The sequence below is a fragment of the Haladaptatus sp. W1 genome (genome assembly GCF_001723155.1).
Taxonomy (GTDB): Archaea; Halobacteriota; Halobacteria; order Halobacteriales; family Haladaptataceae; genus Haladaptatus; species Haladaptatus paucihalophilus.
Genome location: NZ_MEIH01000393.1, coordinates 1 through 13,704 on the forward strand (window position 1 = coordinate 1; position 13,704 = coordinate 13,704).

At 62.5% G+C, this 13,704-nt stretch carries 12 protein-coding genes, 2 tRNA genes and 2 pseudogenes; 7 read left to right on the forward strand and 9 right to left on the reverse strand.

The features are described from left to right. Positions 1-817, forward strand: an 817-nt coding sequence (locus tag BG842_RS24840; RefSeq protein ID WP_069452890.1) for a PrsW family intramembrane metalloprotease, incomplete at its 5' end; no start/stop codon positions are given. Here BG842_RS24840 and BG842_RS24845 read toward each other — a convergent pair. After that, entirely contained in the window at positions 814-1,407 is a 594-nt protein-coding gene (locus BG842_RS24845; protein WP_069452891.1) for a riboflavin synthase, read from the reverse strand. The genes BG842_RS24840 and BG842_RS24845 overlap by 4 nt on opposite strands. A gap of 148 nt (positions 1,408-1,555) precedes the next feature. Between BG842_RS24845 and BG842_RS24850 the strand changes: the two are divergent. Beyond that, positions 1,556-2,162 (forward strand): annotated as a pseudogene (locus tag BG842_RS24850) (riboflavin synthase). A gap of 240 nt (positions 2,163-2,402) precedes the next feature. Here BG842_RS24850 and BG842_RS24855 read toward each other — a convergent pair. The 5 genes from BG842_RS24855 to cca all read right to left on the reverse strand — a co-directional run bounded on the left by BG842_RS24855 (position 2,403) and on the right by cca (position 7,900). Further along, positions 2,403-3,914, reverse strand: coding sequence for a carboxypeptidase M32 (locus tag BG842_RS24855; RefSeq protein ID WP_069452892.1), 1,512 nt, complete (start codon positions 3,912-3,914; stop codon positions 2,403-2,405). A 106-nt stretch (positions 3,915-4,020) separates the two neighbouring features. Continuing rightward, entirely contained in the window at positions 4,021-5,847 is a 1,827-nt protein-coding gene (locus BG842_RS24860) for a UvrD-helicase domain-containing protein (RefSeq protein ID WP_007979977.1), read from the reverse strand. Positions 5,848-5,917: 70 nt separating this feature from the next. Then, on the reverse strand, positions 5,918-6,076 hold the full coding sequence (locus BG842_RS30380; protein WP_175424282.1) for a hypothetical protein: 159 nt from the start codon (positions 6,074-6,076) through the stop codon (positions 5,918-5,920). Between the two features lie 139 nt (positions 6,077-6,215). Continuing rightward, the gene (locus BG842_RS24865) at positions 6,216-6,395 is read right to left on the reverse strand and encodes an HVO_0416 family zinc finger protein (RefSeq protein WP_007979979.1); all 180 of its coding nucleotides are present in this window, start codon (positions 6,393-6,395) and stop codon (positions 6,216-6,218) included. A 155-nt stretch (positions 6,396-6,550) separates the two neighbouring features. Further along, entirely contained in the window at positions 6,551-7,900 is a 1,350-nt protein-coding gene (cca, locus tag BG842_RS24870; RefSeq protein WP_069452893.1) for a CCA tRNA nucleotidyltransferase, read from the reverse strand. 102 nt (positions 7,901-8,002) lie between these two features. Here cca and BG842_RS24875 point away from each other — a divergent pair. Together BG842_RS24875 and BG842_RS24880 are read left to right on the forward strand one after the other, a co-directional pair. Next, a tRNA-Asn gene (locus tag BG842_RS24875) sits at positions 8,003-8,075 on the forward strand. A gap of 354 nt (positions 8,076-8,429) precedes the next feature. Then, positions 8,430-8,536: transfer RNA gene (locus tag BG842_RS24880), tRNA-Ile, on the forward strand. A 76-nt stretch (positions 8,537-8,612) separates the two neighbouring features. Here BG842_RS24880 and BG842_RS24885 read toward each other — a convergent pair. Further along, a complete protein-coding gene (locus tag BG842_RS24885; protein WP_069452894.1) occupies positions 8,613-9,119 on the reverse strand; it encodes a hypothetical protein in 507 nt (168 codons plus the stop codon). A 1-nt stretch (position 9,120) separates the two neighbouring features. Here BG842_RS24885 and BG842_RS30385 point away from each other — a divergent pair, with 1 nt between their 5' ends. Beyond that, positions 9,121-9,297, forward strand: coding sequence for a hypothetical protein (locus tag BG842_RS30385; protein WP_175424283.1), 177 nt, complete (start codon positions 9,121-9,123; stop codon positions 9,295-9,297). Between the two features lie 117 nt (positions 9,298-9,414). On the opposite strand, the gene BG842_RS24890 is transcribed toward BG842_RS30385, so the two are convergent. Then, positions 9,415-10,194: an SDR family NAD(P)-dependent oxidoreductase gene (locus BG842_RS24890; protein WP_069452895.1), complete on the reverse strand. Its 780-nt coding sequence runs from the start codon at positions 10,192-10,194 to the stop codon at positions 9,415-9,417. Between the two features lie 141 nt (positions 10,195-10,335). Here BG842_RS24890 and BG842_RS24895 point away from each other — a divergent pair, with 141 nt between their 5' ends. After that, positions 10,336-11,061 (forward strand): HAD family hydrolase, encoded by a 726-nt coding sequence (locus BG842_RS24895; RefSeq protein WP_069452896.1) that lies wholly within the window; start codon positions 10,336-10,338, stop codon positions 11,059-11,061. Between the two features lie 15 nt (positions 11,062-11,076). Here the strand turns inward: BG842_RS24895 and BG842_RS24900 are convergent, their stop codons facing one another. Further along, positions 11,077-12,294 carry an acyl-CoA dehydrogenase family protein gene (locus BG842_RS24900; protein ID WP_069452897.1) on the reverse strand — a complete coding sequence of 406 codons (1,218 nt, stop codon included), beginning with the start codon at positions 12,292-12,294 and terminating at the stop codon, positions 11,077-11,079. A gap of 179 nt (positions 12,295-12,473) precedes the next feature. Between BG842_RS24900 and BG842_RS24905 the strand changes: the two are divergent. Further along, positions 12,474-13,588 (forward strand): annotated as a pseudogene (locus BG842_RS24905) (phosphotransferase family protein). Positions 13,589-13,704 lie beyond the last annotated feature (116 nt).

Consider the following 13,704-nt stretch of genomic DNA (forward strand, 5'->3'; position numbering starts at 1 on the left):
CGGGGCGGTACTCTACTTCTACCTCATCGTCGGCCCGGTCGAGGAGACGGTGAAGTGGCTGGCCGTGCGGTTGTTCGCCTACCGGAGCGACAAGTTCAACGCCGTCATCGACGGGGCCGTCTACGGCGCGATGGCCGGGTTGGGCTTCGCCACCATCGAGAACGCGATTTACATCAGCCAAAGCGTTCTGTCGTCCACGGGCACCGACTCGATTTTGAACGTCGGGCGAACGGCCGTGTTTCGACTGTTCGCCGGACCTGGTCACGTCATCTACTCCGCGTTCGCGGGCTACTACCTCGGCTTGGCGAAGTTCAACCGCGAGAACGCGGGTCCCATCGCGGTCAAGGGCCTCCTCATCGCGGCGTTCATCCACGCGACGTACAACACGCTCGTCGGGTTCGTTCCCAACGTGATATCCGCGTTCTACCCCAGCGTCTCCGTCGAAATAGCCTACATCGCGTTCGTGTTCGTCTACGACGGCTTCTTCGGCTACCTGCTCTACCGGAAGATATCGCGCTACCGCGTCATGTACGCCGAGGTGGAAGAAAAGCAAGGAGACGGCGGGGACGAGGGACGGGACGCACCCGAACCGCGGAAGCGACGCGAACCCGTGCAGTTCGACTCGGGCGACGGCAGCGGACTGCTTGGCGACGAAGCCGAAAGCGGCCTACTCGGGAACGACGGCGACACAGACTTCGCCAACGGCGGCTGGAACGATACCGAGAGCAACGAGGAGAACGAAAGCGACGAAAGCAACGAAGAGGACGAAAACGCCGAAGACGAACGTTCCGACGAGTTTTCGAACTTCGACTTCTAACGCCGCTCCGCGAGCAGTTCGTCGGCGTACTTCGCCAGCACGTCCACTTCGAGGTGCACGGGGTCGCCGGGTTCCTTCTCCGAGAGGTTCGTTACCCGCCGCGTCGTCGGGATGATGGCGACGGTGAACGTGTCCTCCCCTTTCTCGGCCACCGTGAGGCTGATGCCGTCCAGCGCGACCGACCCCTTGCTCACGATGTACTGTCCGAACGCCTCGGGGACGGCGAACTCGTACTCCCAATCTTCACCTACTTCACGCACGTCTACGACCTCGGTCGTCGTATCGACGTGCCCCTGCACGAAGTGCCCGTCGAGGCGGGCGTCGGCCCGAAGCGCGCGTTCGAGGTTGACGACATCCCCTTCCTCGATTTCTCCGAGGTAGGTCTTCGCCACTGTCTCGGCCGCCAGAAACACCTCGAACGATTCGTCGTCGAACTCCTCGACGGTCAGGCAGGCCCCGTTGACGGCGATGCTCGCGCCGTCTGCCACGTCCGAAAGCACCTCGTCGGCCGCGATGGTGAGCCGACGGCCACCCTCGGTCTCCTCGACGCGACGAATCTCGCCGACTTCCGCAACGATTCCGGTAAACATAACAGAACTGTGACGCCGAGCGGTTGAAAACGGTTCCGAATCGGGAGGCCGTGACGGCGGATTTTTGGTCGGGGGGACGGAAGTACGGGCATGAAACTGGGCATCCGATTCGGAACCGTTTTCAACCGCTCGGCGTCACAGTTCTGTTATGTTTACCGGAATCGTTGCGGAAGTCGGCGAGATTCGTCGCGTCGAGGAGACCGAGGGTGGCCGTCGGCTCACCATCGCGGCCGACGAGGTGCTTTCGGACGTGGCAGACGGCGCGAGCATCGCCGTCAACGGGGCCTGCCTGACCGTCGAGGAGTTCGACGACGAATCGTTCGAGGTGTTTCTGGCGGCCGAGACAGTGGCGAAGACCTACCTCGGAGAAATCGAGGAAGGGGATGTCGTCAACCTCGAACGCGCGCTTCGGGCCGACGCCCGCCTCGACGGGCACTTCGTGCAGGGGCACGTCGATACGACGACCGAGGTCGTAGACGTGCGTGAAGTAGGTGAAGATTGGGAGTACGAGTTCGCCGTCCCCGAGGCGTTCGGACAGTTACATCGTGAGCAAGGGGTCGGTCGCGCTGGACGGCATCAGCCTCACGGTGGCCGAGAAAGGGGAGGACACGTTCACCGTCGCCATCATCCCGACGACGCGGCGGGTAACGAACCTCTCGGAGAAGGAACCCGGCGACCCCGTGCACCTCGAAGTGGACGTGCTGGCGAAGTACGCCGACGAACTGCCGTCGGCGGAAACCGCGAGCAGGAAGTGAGGACCCCAGTCCGCGGTCGGCACGGTATCGTCCGTTCTCCTCGTTAGGGAACAGTACGATAGGATAGCAAATAGTAGAATGAGAAGAACGATAGTATGATTCGAGAGAAGATAGTAGAATGAAGTAGATTTTAGTAATATCCAGTACTACACAGTATATTCACGAAGAGAGCACGGTCGAGCGTCAAAAGCGGGGTTTCGGAAATCCGCGACGAAATCTGCGTCTCCTCCCTCGCGCTGCTCAGTCCAACTCGTAAATCTCGCCGTACTTCTCGGTCACGTAGTCGAGGAAGTACTCCGCCGTAAGCGGTTCGCCGGTCGCCTCCTCGATGAGTTCGTCGGTGGTGTACTTTTGCCCCTGTTCGTGGATGTTCTCGGTCAACCAATCGCGGATGGGGGCGAAGTCACCCTCGCGGATGAGTTCCATCGGGTCGTCCAGTTCCTCCTCGATGGTCGCCCAGAGTTGGGCGGCGAAGACACTGCCGACGGTGTAGTTCTGGAAGCTGGCAAAGCCGCTTGTCCAGTGGATGTCCTGCAGGCAGCCCTCCGAGTCGGTGTCGGGGCGGACGCCGAGGTACTCGTCCATGAGTTCGTTCCAGCGGACGGGGATGTCGTCCACGTCGAGGTCTCCGGAAACGAACTCCTGTTCGATTTCGGAGCGGAGGATGATGTGCATGTGGTAGGTCAGTTCGTCCGCCTCGACGCGGATGAGGTTGTCCGTGAACACCTGATTGGCCGCTTCGTAGGCGTCCTCGGCCGTTACGTCCTCGAACTCGGGGAAGTGCTCGGTCACGGTCGGGAGGAAGAACTCCCAGAAGGCCTCCGTGCGACCGACGTGGTTCTCCCAGAACCGCGATTGGGATTCGTGAATCCCCGAACTCCGCGACTGGCCGAGCGGCGTGCCGTAGGCGTCGTCCCGCAAACCGAGTTGGTAGGTGGCGTGGCCGAACTCGTGAATCGTCGAAAAGATGGGGTCCACGAACTCGTCCTCGTGGAATCGGGTCGTCACCCGGGCGTCGAACTGCGTCCCGGACATGAACGGATGCGGGGCGATGTCGAGGCGGCCGCGGTCCCAGTCGTAGTTCAACAGGTCGAGCGCGTCCCGACAGAGCGCCTCTTGGTCCGCCGGGTCGAACGTCCCGGCGAACACGTCGGCCGCTATGTCCGCGCCGTTCTCCTCGATGTTCTCGATGAGCGGAACCAATCCCTCACGGAGTTCGTCGAATATTTCGTCGACGCGTTCGAGTGGGAGATACGGCTCGCCGTCCTCGAACATGACTTCGTACGGGTCCTCGTCCGGAGCGATGTGCTCCGCACGCTCGATGTGGAGTTCGCGGAGTCGTTCGAGATAGGGGGCGAACGTCTCGAACTCGTCTTCAGCCTTCGCCCGCTGCCACGCCGGTTGCGCTTCGCTCGTCGTTTCGGAAATCTTCTCCACGAGGTCGCTCGGGACGGAAACCGCGCGGTCGTATTTGCGCCGGACTTCGCGCACGACGGCGGCCTGCTCGTCGTCCAAGTCCTCGCTCTCCAGTTCGTCCAGCAGTTCGCCCGTCCGCTCGTCGGTGAGCAGTTCGTGGCCGATGGACTGGAGCGCGGACAGTTGCTTCGCACGGGCGGGGGTGCCACCCTCGGGCATCTTCGTCTGCTGGTCCCAGTAGAGAATCATTCCGGCGTTTTCGACGTTCGAAATTCGTCGTTCCCGGTCGAGAAGCTCGGCGTAGGCGGAGTCCGATTCTTGTTCGGCTGTTGCCATGAGAGGAGTGTGCATCGTGAAACGGTATCAATGCACGGGTATCGGAAAAGACGAAAAGACGAAAGACGAGAGAACGGGACAGAACCGCGGTGTCGATGACGTTCGGCTATTTCGCTTCCGCGGCGTCGAGGATGTCGTCCACCGATTTTCCGTTCGGTTCGTTGTACAACAGCACGTCGAGTTCGAGCGTCGGCGCGCCGCTGACGAGGTTCTCCATGACGACGAGGCGCTCGCGGGCGCGGCTCATGCCGACGTAGAAGACGCGGCGTTCGTTGTCGGTGAGAATCGGAACGGGGTCGGTTCCGGCGGTGAACTCGTCAACGCTGGGCACGTCGATGCCCTCGTTTTCGACGGTCGCCGCCATCTGCTCGACGACTTTCTCGGTCAGGTCGGTGCCGATGAACACGTGGTCCGCTTCACGACCTTTGGCGCTGTGGATGGTTCCGATACGGACGCGGCTCCGGTCCATATCCTGATATCGGCCGCTGAAGTACGCCTTCATGGAGCGCTTCTGGTAGCTCGTGACCTTCCGAACCATGTCCGACGCGGATTTCGGACCGGGCATGAACGGCGCGAAGTTCCGTACGAAGTCGGCGTCGAACTCCAGTTCGGTGAGGTCGTCCACCTCTTCTTCCTCCTTGCGTTCGTCGATGGCGTCGAACATCTCGTCGCGCTCGTTCGTACCGAACGTGGATTCGGTCAGCATGTCCGCGAGGCGTCGGGCCTGAAGCCCGTCGATTGGTTCGTCCTCGTGAATCTGCTCGACCGCATCGACGTACTGGTTCAGTCGGTCGGTCCACATCCGCTGGTCGGTCAGCGTGCGGAACGGAATCCCCTCGTCGATGAACTCGTCCACGAAGCGGAACATCTGGTAGCGAGCCCGGAACAACACCATCACGGTACCGTCGAACTCCTCGATGGTGTAGCGGACGTTGCGCACGAGGTCCAGCATCGACGGATTCTCCACCGCCTCGACGGTTCCGCCCTCCTTGCGCGGTTTGAGGTTCTTCTCCTGTCGCTCGTCGATGTGGGTGACCTCCTGCTGGACGACCTTGAGGACGCGGGAGGGAAGTCGGTGCGAGGTGTCGAGAATCACGTCTTCACCGCCCTCGCCGAGGAGCAGTTTCGGGTCCGCGCCCTGCCACGCGTAGACGACCTGGTCGTCGTCACCGGCGATGAGGACGTTCTCCATGTGGTCTTTCCACTCCTCGTAGATGTCGAACTGGAGTTGGGTGATGTCCTGAAACTCGTCGATGACGAGGTAATCGACGCTCGGGAGGAGCGAGCGTTGTTTCACGCGTTCGAGCATGTCGGCGAAGCCGACGAGTCCCTCGTCGCCCTTGTACTTGCGCCACGCACGGATGGCTTCGGGAACGTCGAACCGGTCGTCGCTGCTCGGCCACGTCGGGGTGTACTTGTTCCCTTCCTGTGCGTTCGGGTCGATGTCCGGCGGGAGGCGAACCGTCTCGACGTCCCACTGGAAGGGAACGTCGTACCAGTCGGCGACCTGTCGCCGGGTTCGCTGGAGCCACTGGGAGGTGGCGATAATCTTGTTTCCGAGCGTCGTGGACCGGGCGGTGCGGCGGCCCGAGCCGCTGTACTCGTCCTCGTATTCGAGACCGTAGTCTTCACAAAACTCCTTTTTGTCCTTCTCACCGACGACATCACCGCGAGAGAGATTGAGTAGTTCGTAGGCTTTCGCGTGCATCGTACAGACGTTCCCCTGAAGGGAGCGTGGATCGACGTCGAGTCGCTCGGCGAGGCGCTCTCGAACTTCGTTTGCCGCGGCGCGAGTGTACGAAACGACGAGGAGGTCGTTTACCGTGACGCCATCCTGTGAAAGAATGTCCTCTACCCTGTCGAGTAGTTCGGTGGTTTTACCGCTCCCCGGGCCACCGAACAACCGGGTCACTTTTGCGTCCGTCTCTGCCATTGGCGTGGTCATTACACCAGCACAAGTGCTGGGAACGTATAAAACGACGTGAATCGGATTCAGGCACCAGTCACGTGCCGCGAGATGAACGTGCCTCGCGTACGTTCGCGTCGTCTCGAACCTTGTCCTCGCAGTTCGGACAGACACGAGGGTCGGTCACGTCGGGGGGCGTAAACACCCGTGCGTACGCCGCCGTCACGAACGAGCCGAAATTCTGACATTCGGGCATATACTCGGCGACTAAAGTTTAGAAATAATACATCAAATGTCTATCGACACGCCGTCAAGGAATGTGCGCCGGGACGCCGAAAAATCGAAAGGTAGTGGTCGAAAGGCGATACGAGGGAAGTTCGAGGAATCAGGACGGGTTACGGATTCCAACCACAGACCGTACACTCGGTCGCGGACCGGTTATGAAGTCCACCACATTCCGGACACTGCTTTTTATTATACTCCTGTTCCCAGTCTACTCGGTCGGTTTCGTGGCCGCGGTCTTCGAGGAACTGGTCGAACACGGATTCGTCGTCTCCGGTTGGTGCGGAGGCCATACATGCTATGGTAAGGCACACCACCCATATAACCCTGATGGTCAAACAGACCCACACGTAGCGATAGCTGCGAAAATCAGCGAATCGAAGCTCGGGGATTGGGGTGGAGTACCGAGAGGTGGCTCAGGGATTGGGGGAAAATACCGAGGGCGACCTCAGGGTTTGGGGTGGAAATACCGGGCGAGTTCCGTCCCGAATTCCTCGGCCAACAGCCCGGTCTCGTCGCCGGAGAGGACGTCGTAGCCCGTTTTCAGCGTCGATTCGACGTGGACGCCCAACGCGGCGTCGAGGATTGCGTCGCTCCGGAGGAAGTCCACGGCGCTCGTGAACTCGCGTTCCCGTTCGACCGCGTAGCGGTCGCCGTCGATGAACGGACCGTAGGCGTCCGAATCGGCGTACTTCTCGTAAAAACCGGTCGCGTGAGCGCGGACGTGAATCGGCGGCCCGTCGTGGCGTTCGATAGCCGGGCGTTCGGCGACCGCGAGTTCGAAGAAGAGAACCGCGGACTCGTCGGCGAAGAGGTCGGCCCGAAGCACGTCGAAACCGCGCCGCGACAAAGCGTCACCGACGCCCGCGAGCGATTTCTGGAGTTGCGGATACAGTTGGTCCTCGACGACATCCGGCGCGTCGAAGCGAACCGCGACCGGGGTCGTCCCCCGCTCGGCGATGAAATCGTGGACTTCCTCGGGCGCGAGAGGGTCCGGCGGCTCGGGGAAGAACACGGATTCGCGCGGCGTTTCGAGAAGGTCGCGGGCGTAGTGTTGCACCCGTGCGACGTTCTCGGCCGAGAGGACAGCGGCGACGTTGCGTTCCGGGTCCGTCGGGTCGATGACCACCAGCGGGTCGTCGAACGTCGCCGTCCCGTGGTCCTCCGGGTCGAACCGGATGGGCGGGTGCCACTCCGCCGTCGCTTCGAGCACCTCACGAAAACCGCCGTATTCGAGGACGAGCAGTTCCGCGAGATAGCCCGAAAAGCCCTTCGTCCGAAGGTCGCTGCCGTACGCGCCGATGCCCTTGAGGAACTGCTTGAACAGCAACACTTCGTCGGCGAGGTCGTCGTCCAACCGCGCTTCGAGATACGTCGTGTGGAACGGCGTGCGGTCCACCGCCGACTGGATGTCCGTCGCGGACTCGACACGATAGCAGGGAACGAAATCCACGTCGAAGCCGTCGAATTGCCCCTTCACGTACGGGTGTTCCGCGTACTCCTCGTGACCGTCCGGGAGGACGGTGTGCCCGAGTTCCAACCCGAACGATTCCAACTCCTCCCGGTCCATCTCCGGCGGAAACCGAACGAACAGGTCGATGTCCCGGTCGCCGCTCGTCCACGTCCCGCGGGCGGTGCTCCCCACCTGAATCACGTCGGCGTCCACCGACAAGTCGGCAATCGCCTCCTCGGCGCGTTCCGTCAACTCTCCGGCCGCCGCTCGAAGTCGCTCCCGTTCGTCGGCGTCGGGTCGTATCCGCGCTCGAACCGCTGAGACGACCTCCTCGAACCGTGCCATCGAGCGAAAGTTTTCCACGAAGGCGTGAAAGCGTATCGATGCGTTCGAACGAAAACGAAAGCCCTATCAAAGGACTCCACCTACCTGGGAATGCAGTTGGAAGCCGCCGTAGCTCAGTTGGTAGAGCACCTGGTTGTTACCCAGGTTGTCCCAGGTTCGAGCCCTGGCGGCGGCGCTTCTTTGATTATTTGTTTTTCGAGGAGAGCGTTCTATGGTCCTCACGAACGAAATGGGCCATAGCTACGGTACACGGTCCCAGAGTCAAGAGTTCGGGCGATGAACGAGAAGGATACGTGGGTGAAATCGATCTCTTTGCTGTGTACGACCCGGGACCCGGCGAAGTGTATTTGATCGAGATCGACGACGCTCCGACGAACAGTATGACGATACGGTGTGACAAGCCTGCGAACGGAAGTCGGAAGGGAATCAACTGGTACGCTGATTATCTGTTCGATTCGGCTCTCCCTCGTTTGTGAAATGCGCCCACCATTCGGTAAGCTAAAGAGGGTCCACGAGCAAATTCGCACAAGGGCCCTTAGCTCAGTCTGGTTAGAGCGCTCGGCTCATAATGACGTCTGTCGATTTCAGACGACATGGGATACCGGGTGGTCATTGGTTCGAATCCGATAGGGCCCATTTCTTGTCGAACAATCCGCGAGCACCGCGTAGCGTGTGTGAGCGACAGCGATTTACAGGCCCCCTTCGAGAATCCTCATTCCTGAAGCGCTATCAACAGCGCGACCGCACCGACGAGGAGTGCGACGAGGGCGAGGAGCGACTGCTCGCCGGTCGCGGTGCGAAACACCGCGTACCCGATAGCCGCTCCGACGGAGAGCACGACCAGACTGCTCGCCGAACGGACCAGTTCGATGCGGAGCGTCGAAACGCCGCGACCCATCTCCTCGCCGATACCGAATCCGGTGTGGCCGACGTCCCACGCGAGAACCGTGAAGAAGCCCGCGAGGAGGAGAAACAGCGGCGTCATTCCGAGCAGACCGGCGACCACGACGGCGACGAAGAGCAGGGCGATTCCCAGGGAGAAGACGCCGGACGAACCGCGGACGAGGCCGACGAGAAGGAAGAGGAGGCCGAAAACACCGGCGACGAGCGTGTACACGGAGATGGCGGTGAGGAAGAGAACGACAAACGCCGAGAGGAGCGTCACGGCACTGCTCGAAAGCGCGGGCGTCCCGTCGGCGAGTCCCGGGTTACGAATCACGATGCAGCACCCCCTCGAACGGGTCGGTCGGGTCCCAATCGAGGACGGGGATACCCGCGCTCCGGAGGTCGGCCAGTCGGACGCCACGGGCGAGGGACACGTAGCCGTGTGCAGCGTGCTCGCGGCGACGCCGAGGACGGCCAGCGAGAATACGGTCGTCAGGAGGGTGACTCCATGAGGCAGGTTCATAAACGGAGAGGTTCGCTTGATGAATCAACTGTCTACGAGATGAGATTTTTGAACCGGCCGAATCCGAGTCCGAGCGGAAAGCGAAGTCGAGGCCTTCCGAACCGACTCACACGTCCGGTGTTTCGAGAATCGGCGGAACACCGGCCGCCGTCACGGTCTCGCCGACGAGGTACGAGGAGGCGGGACTGGCGAGGAACTGCGCGAGGTCGGCAATTTCCTCGGTGGTTCCGATGCGGCGCTTGACGCTCTCGCGGTCGATGTCGTCTGCGCTGACGCCCATCTGGCTCTCGACGCCCGGCGTGGCGACGAATCCGGGCGCGATGCAGTTGACCCGCACGTCGTCGTCCGCCCACTCGTAGGCGAGCGTGGACGTGAGGTTGATGACGCCCGCCTTGGCCGCGCCGTAGTGACTCATGTGGGGCGAGCCCTTCTGTCCCGCGACGCTGGCGAGGTTGATGACAGTCCCGCCGCCGTTCTCGCGCATGTGCTCTCCGGCGACCTGCGTGCAGTGGTAGGTCCCGTGGAGATTGATGTCCACGATGGTCTTCCAGCCGTTCTCGCTGATGTCCTCGAAGGGAGCCATGAAGCTCGCACCCGCGTTGTTGACGAGGATGTCCACGCCGCCGAACTCGGAGACGGTGGCGTCCACGAGGGCGTCCACGGCGTCGCGGTCGGTCACGTCGCACTCGACCGCGACCGCTCGTCCCTCGCGGTCGCTTTCCACGATACCCTCGGCAACGGGTTCGACGTTTGCCAGTTCGCGCGAGCAGACGACGACGTTCGCCCCGTCGGCGGCGAATCGCTCGGCGATGGTCTTCCCGATACCGCTCGACGCGCCCGTCACGATTGCGGTCTTGCCGGTGACGCTGAACTGTTCGACAGTCATGCGATTTCCTCCAGGGTCTGCTGATTCGAAGCGAGTCTTTCCATTGGTAACTACAACGACTACTATCTCGCCTCGTGTTAATAAATATGGGCTGTAGTTTGTAATCGTTATTTTGATTCCCGAGGAGAGCGGACCCGTGGCATGGTCGAATCCGCGGGCGGAACGGAGTGGCGAGCGGTGTTCTGGGACATCGGCGGCGTCATCCTCGACAGTAGGTCGGTTCGCCGAGCGCACGAGGCGTTCGTTCGGACCATCGTCGAGCGGCACGCACCGAAGACGTCGGTGGAGGACGCGCTCGCGCGGTGGCGCACCGCGGTGGGGACCTACTTCCGGGAACGCGACGGGACCGAGTTCCGCCGCGCGCGAACCGCCTACGACCGCGCCGTGGACAAGATTTCCGGAGAGCCGATACCCGAAGACGAGTGGCGGCCGGTGTTCGAGTCGGTGACGACCGAGATGCTCCGGCCCAACCCCGGTGCCGTTGAGGCGATAGAGCGACTGGCGGCGGAAACGGGAATACACGTCGGCGTCGTCAGCGACGTGGACACCGAGGAAGGGATGCGAATTCTGGAGACGTTCGGCGTGAGAGATCGGTTCGATTCCATCACGACGTCCGAGATGGTCGGACGAACCAAACCCGACCCGCGGATGTTCGAGACGGCCCTCCGAGCGGCGGACGTGCCGCCGAGCGACGCGGCAATGATAGGAGACCGCTACGAGCACGACGTCGCCGGTGCATCCGCGGTGGGAATGACGGCCATCGGGTACGGTGCCGAGGAGGGGCCCGAGACGGACTACGCCATCGACGACCTTCGAGAAGTGCTCTCGATAGTCGGCGTAGAAGACGAGGGGACGAGCGAAAACTGAGTCGGTCGCGCCGAACTACTCGGCGTCGTACCGGGTCAGGTGTTCGACTTCGCTCGGGTCGAGGTCGGAAAAGGCGTCCCTGGCGATGACGCGCTTGTGCACCTCGTCTGCGCCGTCCACGATGCGGAACTGCCGGACGTTCTCGTAGAAATCCGCGAGCGGCAGGTCCTTGCCGATACCGTTCCCGCCGCAAATCTGGATGGCCGCGTCGATGGCGTCTTGTACGACGTTCGCGGCGTACACCTTGCTCATCGCCACCTCGATGCGGGCCTCCTCGCCCGCCGCGATTTGCCGGGTGGCGTGGCGGACCATGGTTCGGACTGCGTGAAGTCGCATCTCGATGTCGGCGACTTCGAACCGTATCGACTGCTTCTCCGAGAGCGGGCCGTCGAACGCCTGCCGCTGGTCGGCGTAGGCTTTGGCGATGTCGATGGCCCGTTCGGCCATGCCGGAGTAGCGCATGCAGTGGGTGAGTCGCGCCGGGCCGAGTCGCCGTTGGGCGATGGCGAACCCGGCGTTCTCCGCGCCGAGCAGGTTCTCCTCGGGGATTCGAACGTTCTCGTACTTGATTTCCGCGTGGCTCATCCCGGTGACGCCGCCGCCGACGTGCGGGATGTCCCGGACGATTTCCACGCCGGGCGTGTCGGCGGGCACGAGGAAGATGGAACAGCCTTCGTACGGATGGGCGTCGAGGTCGGTGAGCGCCATCACCAACAGCACGTCGGCCTCGCTTCCCTGCGTGGTCCACCATTTGTGACCGTTTATGACCCACTCGTCGCCGTCCTGCTCCGCGGTCGTCCGGAGCATCTTGGGGTCCGACCCCGCCCCCGTGTTCGGTTCCGTCATCGAGAAGCCGGATTTGGCCTCGCCCGCCACCAGCGGGTCGAGCCACCGTTCTTTCTGTTCCTCCGTTCCGACGAGTTCCAGCGTGTGCATGTTCCCTTCGTCGGGCGCATCGACGCGGATGGCGGTCGGGCCGAGAAGGCTTCGCCCGGCCTCCTCGAAGACGGGCAGCACCTCACCGAAATCCATTCCCATGCCGCCGTGTTCCTCGGGAATCTGGGGTGCGTACACGTCGTACTCGCGCGCCGTCTCTCGAAGCTGTCGAACGGTGTCGTCCGACACCGGTCCCTCGCCGAGGTGGTCCCGTTCGACGGGGATGACTTCTTCGCGGACGAACGTTCGGACGCGTTCGGCGACTTCCGTCCCGCGTTTCGGGTCGTCGTACTCCATACCCACAACCCCAATTCACCAGTGTAAAAATATTTCCCCGTCAGAATTACCCTCGTAAGTTCTATACCGAAGTTGGACGTACAATCGACACGAAACCCGTCGTCGGGATGGCGATCTGAGCAGCCCCGAGAGGGCGGCGTAACGATCAAGAACCGACGGCAGACACGGGAGAAGGACCAATGACAGCCGACGACCAGACAGCCGACGACCAGACAGCCGACGACCAGACAGCCGACGACCGCGATTACTTCGACCGGCTCGTCGATAGGAACGCGCTACGGAACTACCTCGCGGCGGAACTGGGGGAGGCGGCGGAGTACGCCGTCTCCCACCACGCGGAGGGGCACTCCAACGAGACCTTGTTCGTGACGTGGGGCGACAGGGAACTCGTCATTCGGCGGCCGCCGCCCGGCGAGACGGCCGAGACGGCCCACGACGTGCTCCGCGAGTATCGGGTGATGGACGCGCTCCAAGGCACCGACGTGCCGGTTCCGGGGACCGTACTGGCCTGTGAGGACCACTCGGTCATCGGAAGCGACTTCTACGTGATGGAGCGTCTCTCGGGCGACGTGCTCCGCGACGAGGAACCCGAGCGCTTCGGGACGGCCGACGCGCGGCGGCAAGTCGGCGAGGAACTGGTCGAGACGCTCGCGGCGATTCACACGCTCGACTACGCAGCCGTGGGGCTGGGCGAATTCGGCTACCCGTCGGGATATACCGAACGCCAGGTCGAGCGGTGGACCAAGCAGTTGGACTGGGCGTTCGAGCGCACCGCCGAGGAGCGGACCGTCCCGGAACTGGAGACGGTCGGCGAGTGGTTGGTCGAACACTGCCCGACGGAGCACGAACACGCGCTGGTTCACGGCGATTACAAACTCGACAACGTGATGTACGGGCCGGAGACGCCGCCCGAAATCGTCGGCGTCTTCGACTGGGAGATGGCGACGCTCGGCGACCCGCTGGCCGACCTCGGGTGGATGCTGTCCTACTGGCGCGACGCCGGGGACCCCGACCCGGCGACCCCGGAACTGACGGCCACGTTCATGGAGGCGGCGGCGTATCCGACTCGCCGGGAACTCGTCGAGCGGTACGAGCGCGAGACGGGCATCGAGTACGACCACGACCGGTTCTACCGGCGCTCGCGGTGTACAAACTCGCGGCGCTCGGCGAGATGTTCTACCGGCGCTACCTCGAAGGCAACAGCGACGACCCGATGTACCCGAAGATGGAGGAGCGCGTTCCGGACCTTGCCCGACGCGCGAAGGGGATATTGGACGGCGAGGAACCGCTGTGAGGACCCCGCGGCGGGGTGAACGAGATGAGTGAAATTTAACAAACTGCTTTTGAAAAGGCCTCTATAGCACCGATACTTGTGAAATGTACACTTTTCGCTTACAGAAATAACAGCCC

Coding starts and splice junctions, on each gene's coding strand:
- BG842_RS24900 (WP_069452897.1), bottom strand. CDS start 12,294: ATGGAGTACGACGACCCGAAACGCGGGACGGAAGTCGCCGAACGCGTC.
- BG842_RS24845 (WP_069452891.1), bottom strand. CDS start 1,407: ATGTTTACCGGAATCGTTGCGGAAGTCGGCGAGATTCGTCGCGTCGAG.
- BG842_RS24865 (WP_007979979.1), bottom strand. CDS start 6,395: ATGGCCTCCGCACCAACCGGAGACGACGAATCCGTGTTCGACCAGTTC.
- cca (WP_069452893.1), bottom strand. CDS start 7,900: ATGGCACGGTTCGAGGAGGTCGTCTCAGCGGTTCGAGCGCGGATACGA.
- BG842_RS24855 (WP_069452892.1), bottom strand. CDS start 3,914: ATGGCAACAGCCGAACAAGAATCGGACTCCGCCTACGCCGAGCTTCTC.
- BG842_RS24860 (WP_007979977.1), bottom strand. CDS start 5,847: ATGGCAGAGACGGACGCAAAAGTGACCCGGTTGTTCGGTGGCCCGGGG.
- BG842_RS30380 (WP_175424282.1), bottom strand. CDS start 6,076: ATGCCCGAATGTCAGAATTTCGGCTCGTTCGTGACGGCGGCGTACGCA.
- BG842_RS24890 (WP_069452895.1), bottom strand. CDS start 10,194: ATGACTGTCGAACAGTTCAGCGTCACCGGCAAGACCGCAATCGTGACG.
- BG842_RS30385 (WP_175424283.1), top strand. CDS start 9,121: ATGCAGCACCCCCTCGAACGGGTCGGTCGGGTCCCAATCGAGGACGGG.
- BG842_RS24895 (WP_069452896.1), top strand. CDS start 10,336: ATGGTCGAATCCGCGGGCGGAACGGAGTGGCGAGCGGTGTTCTGGGAC.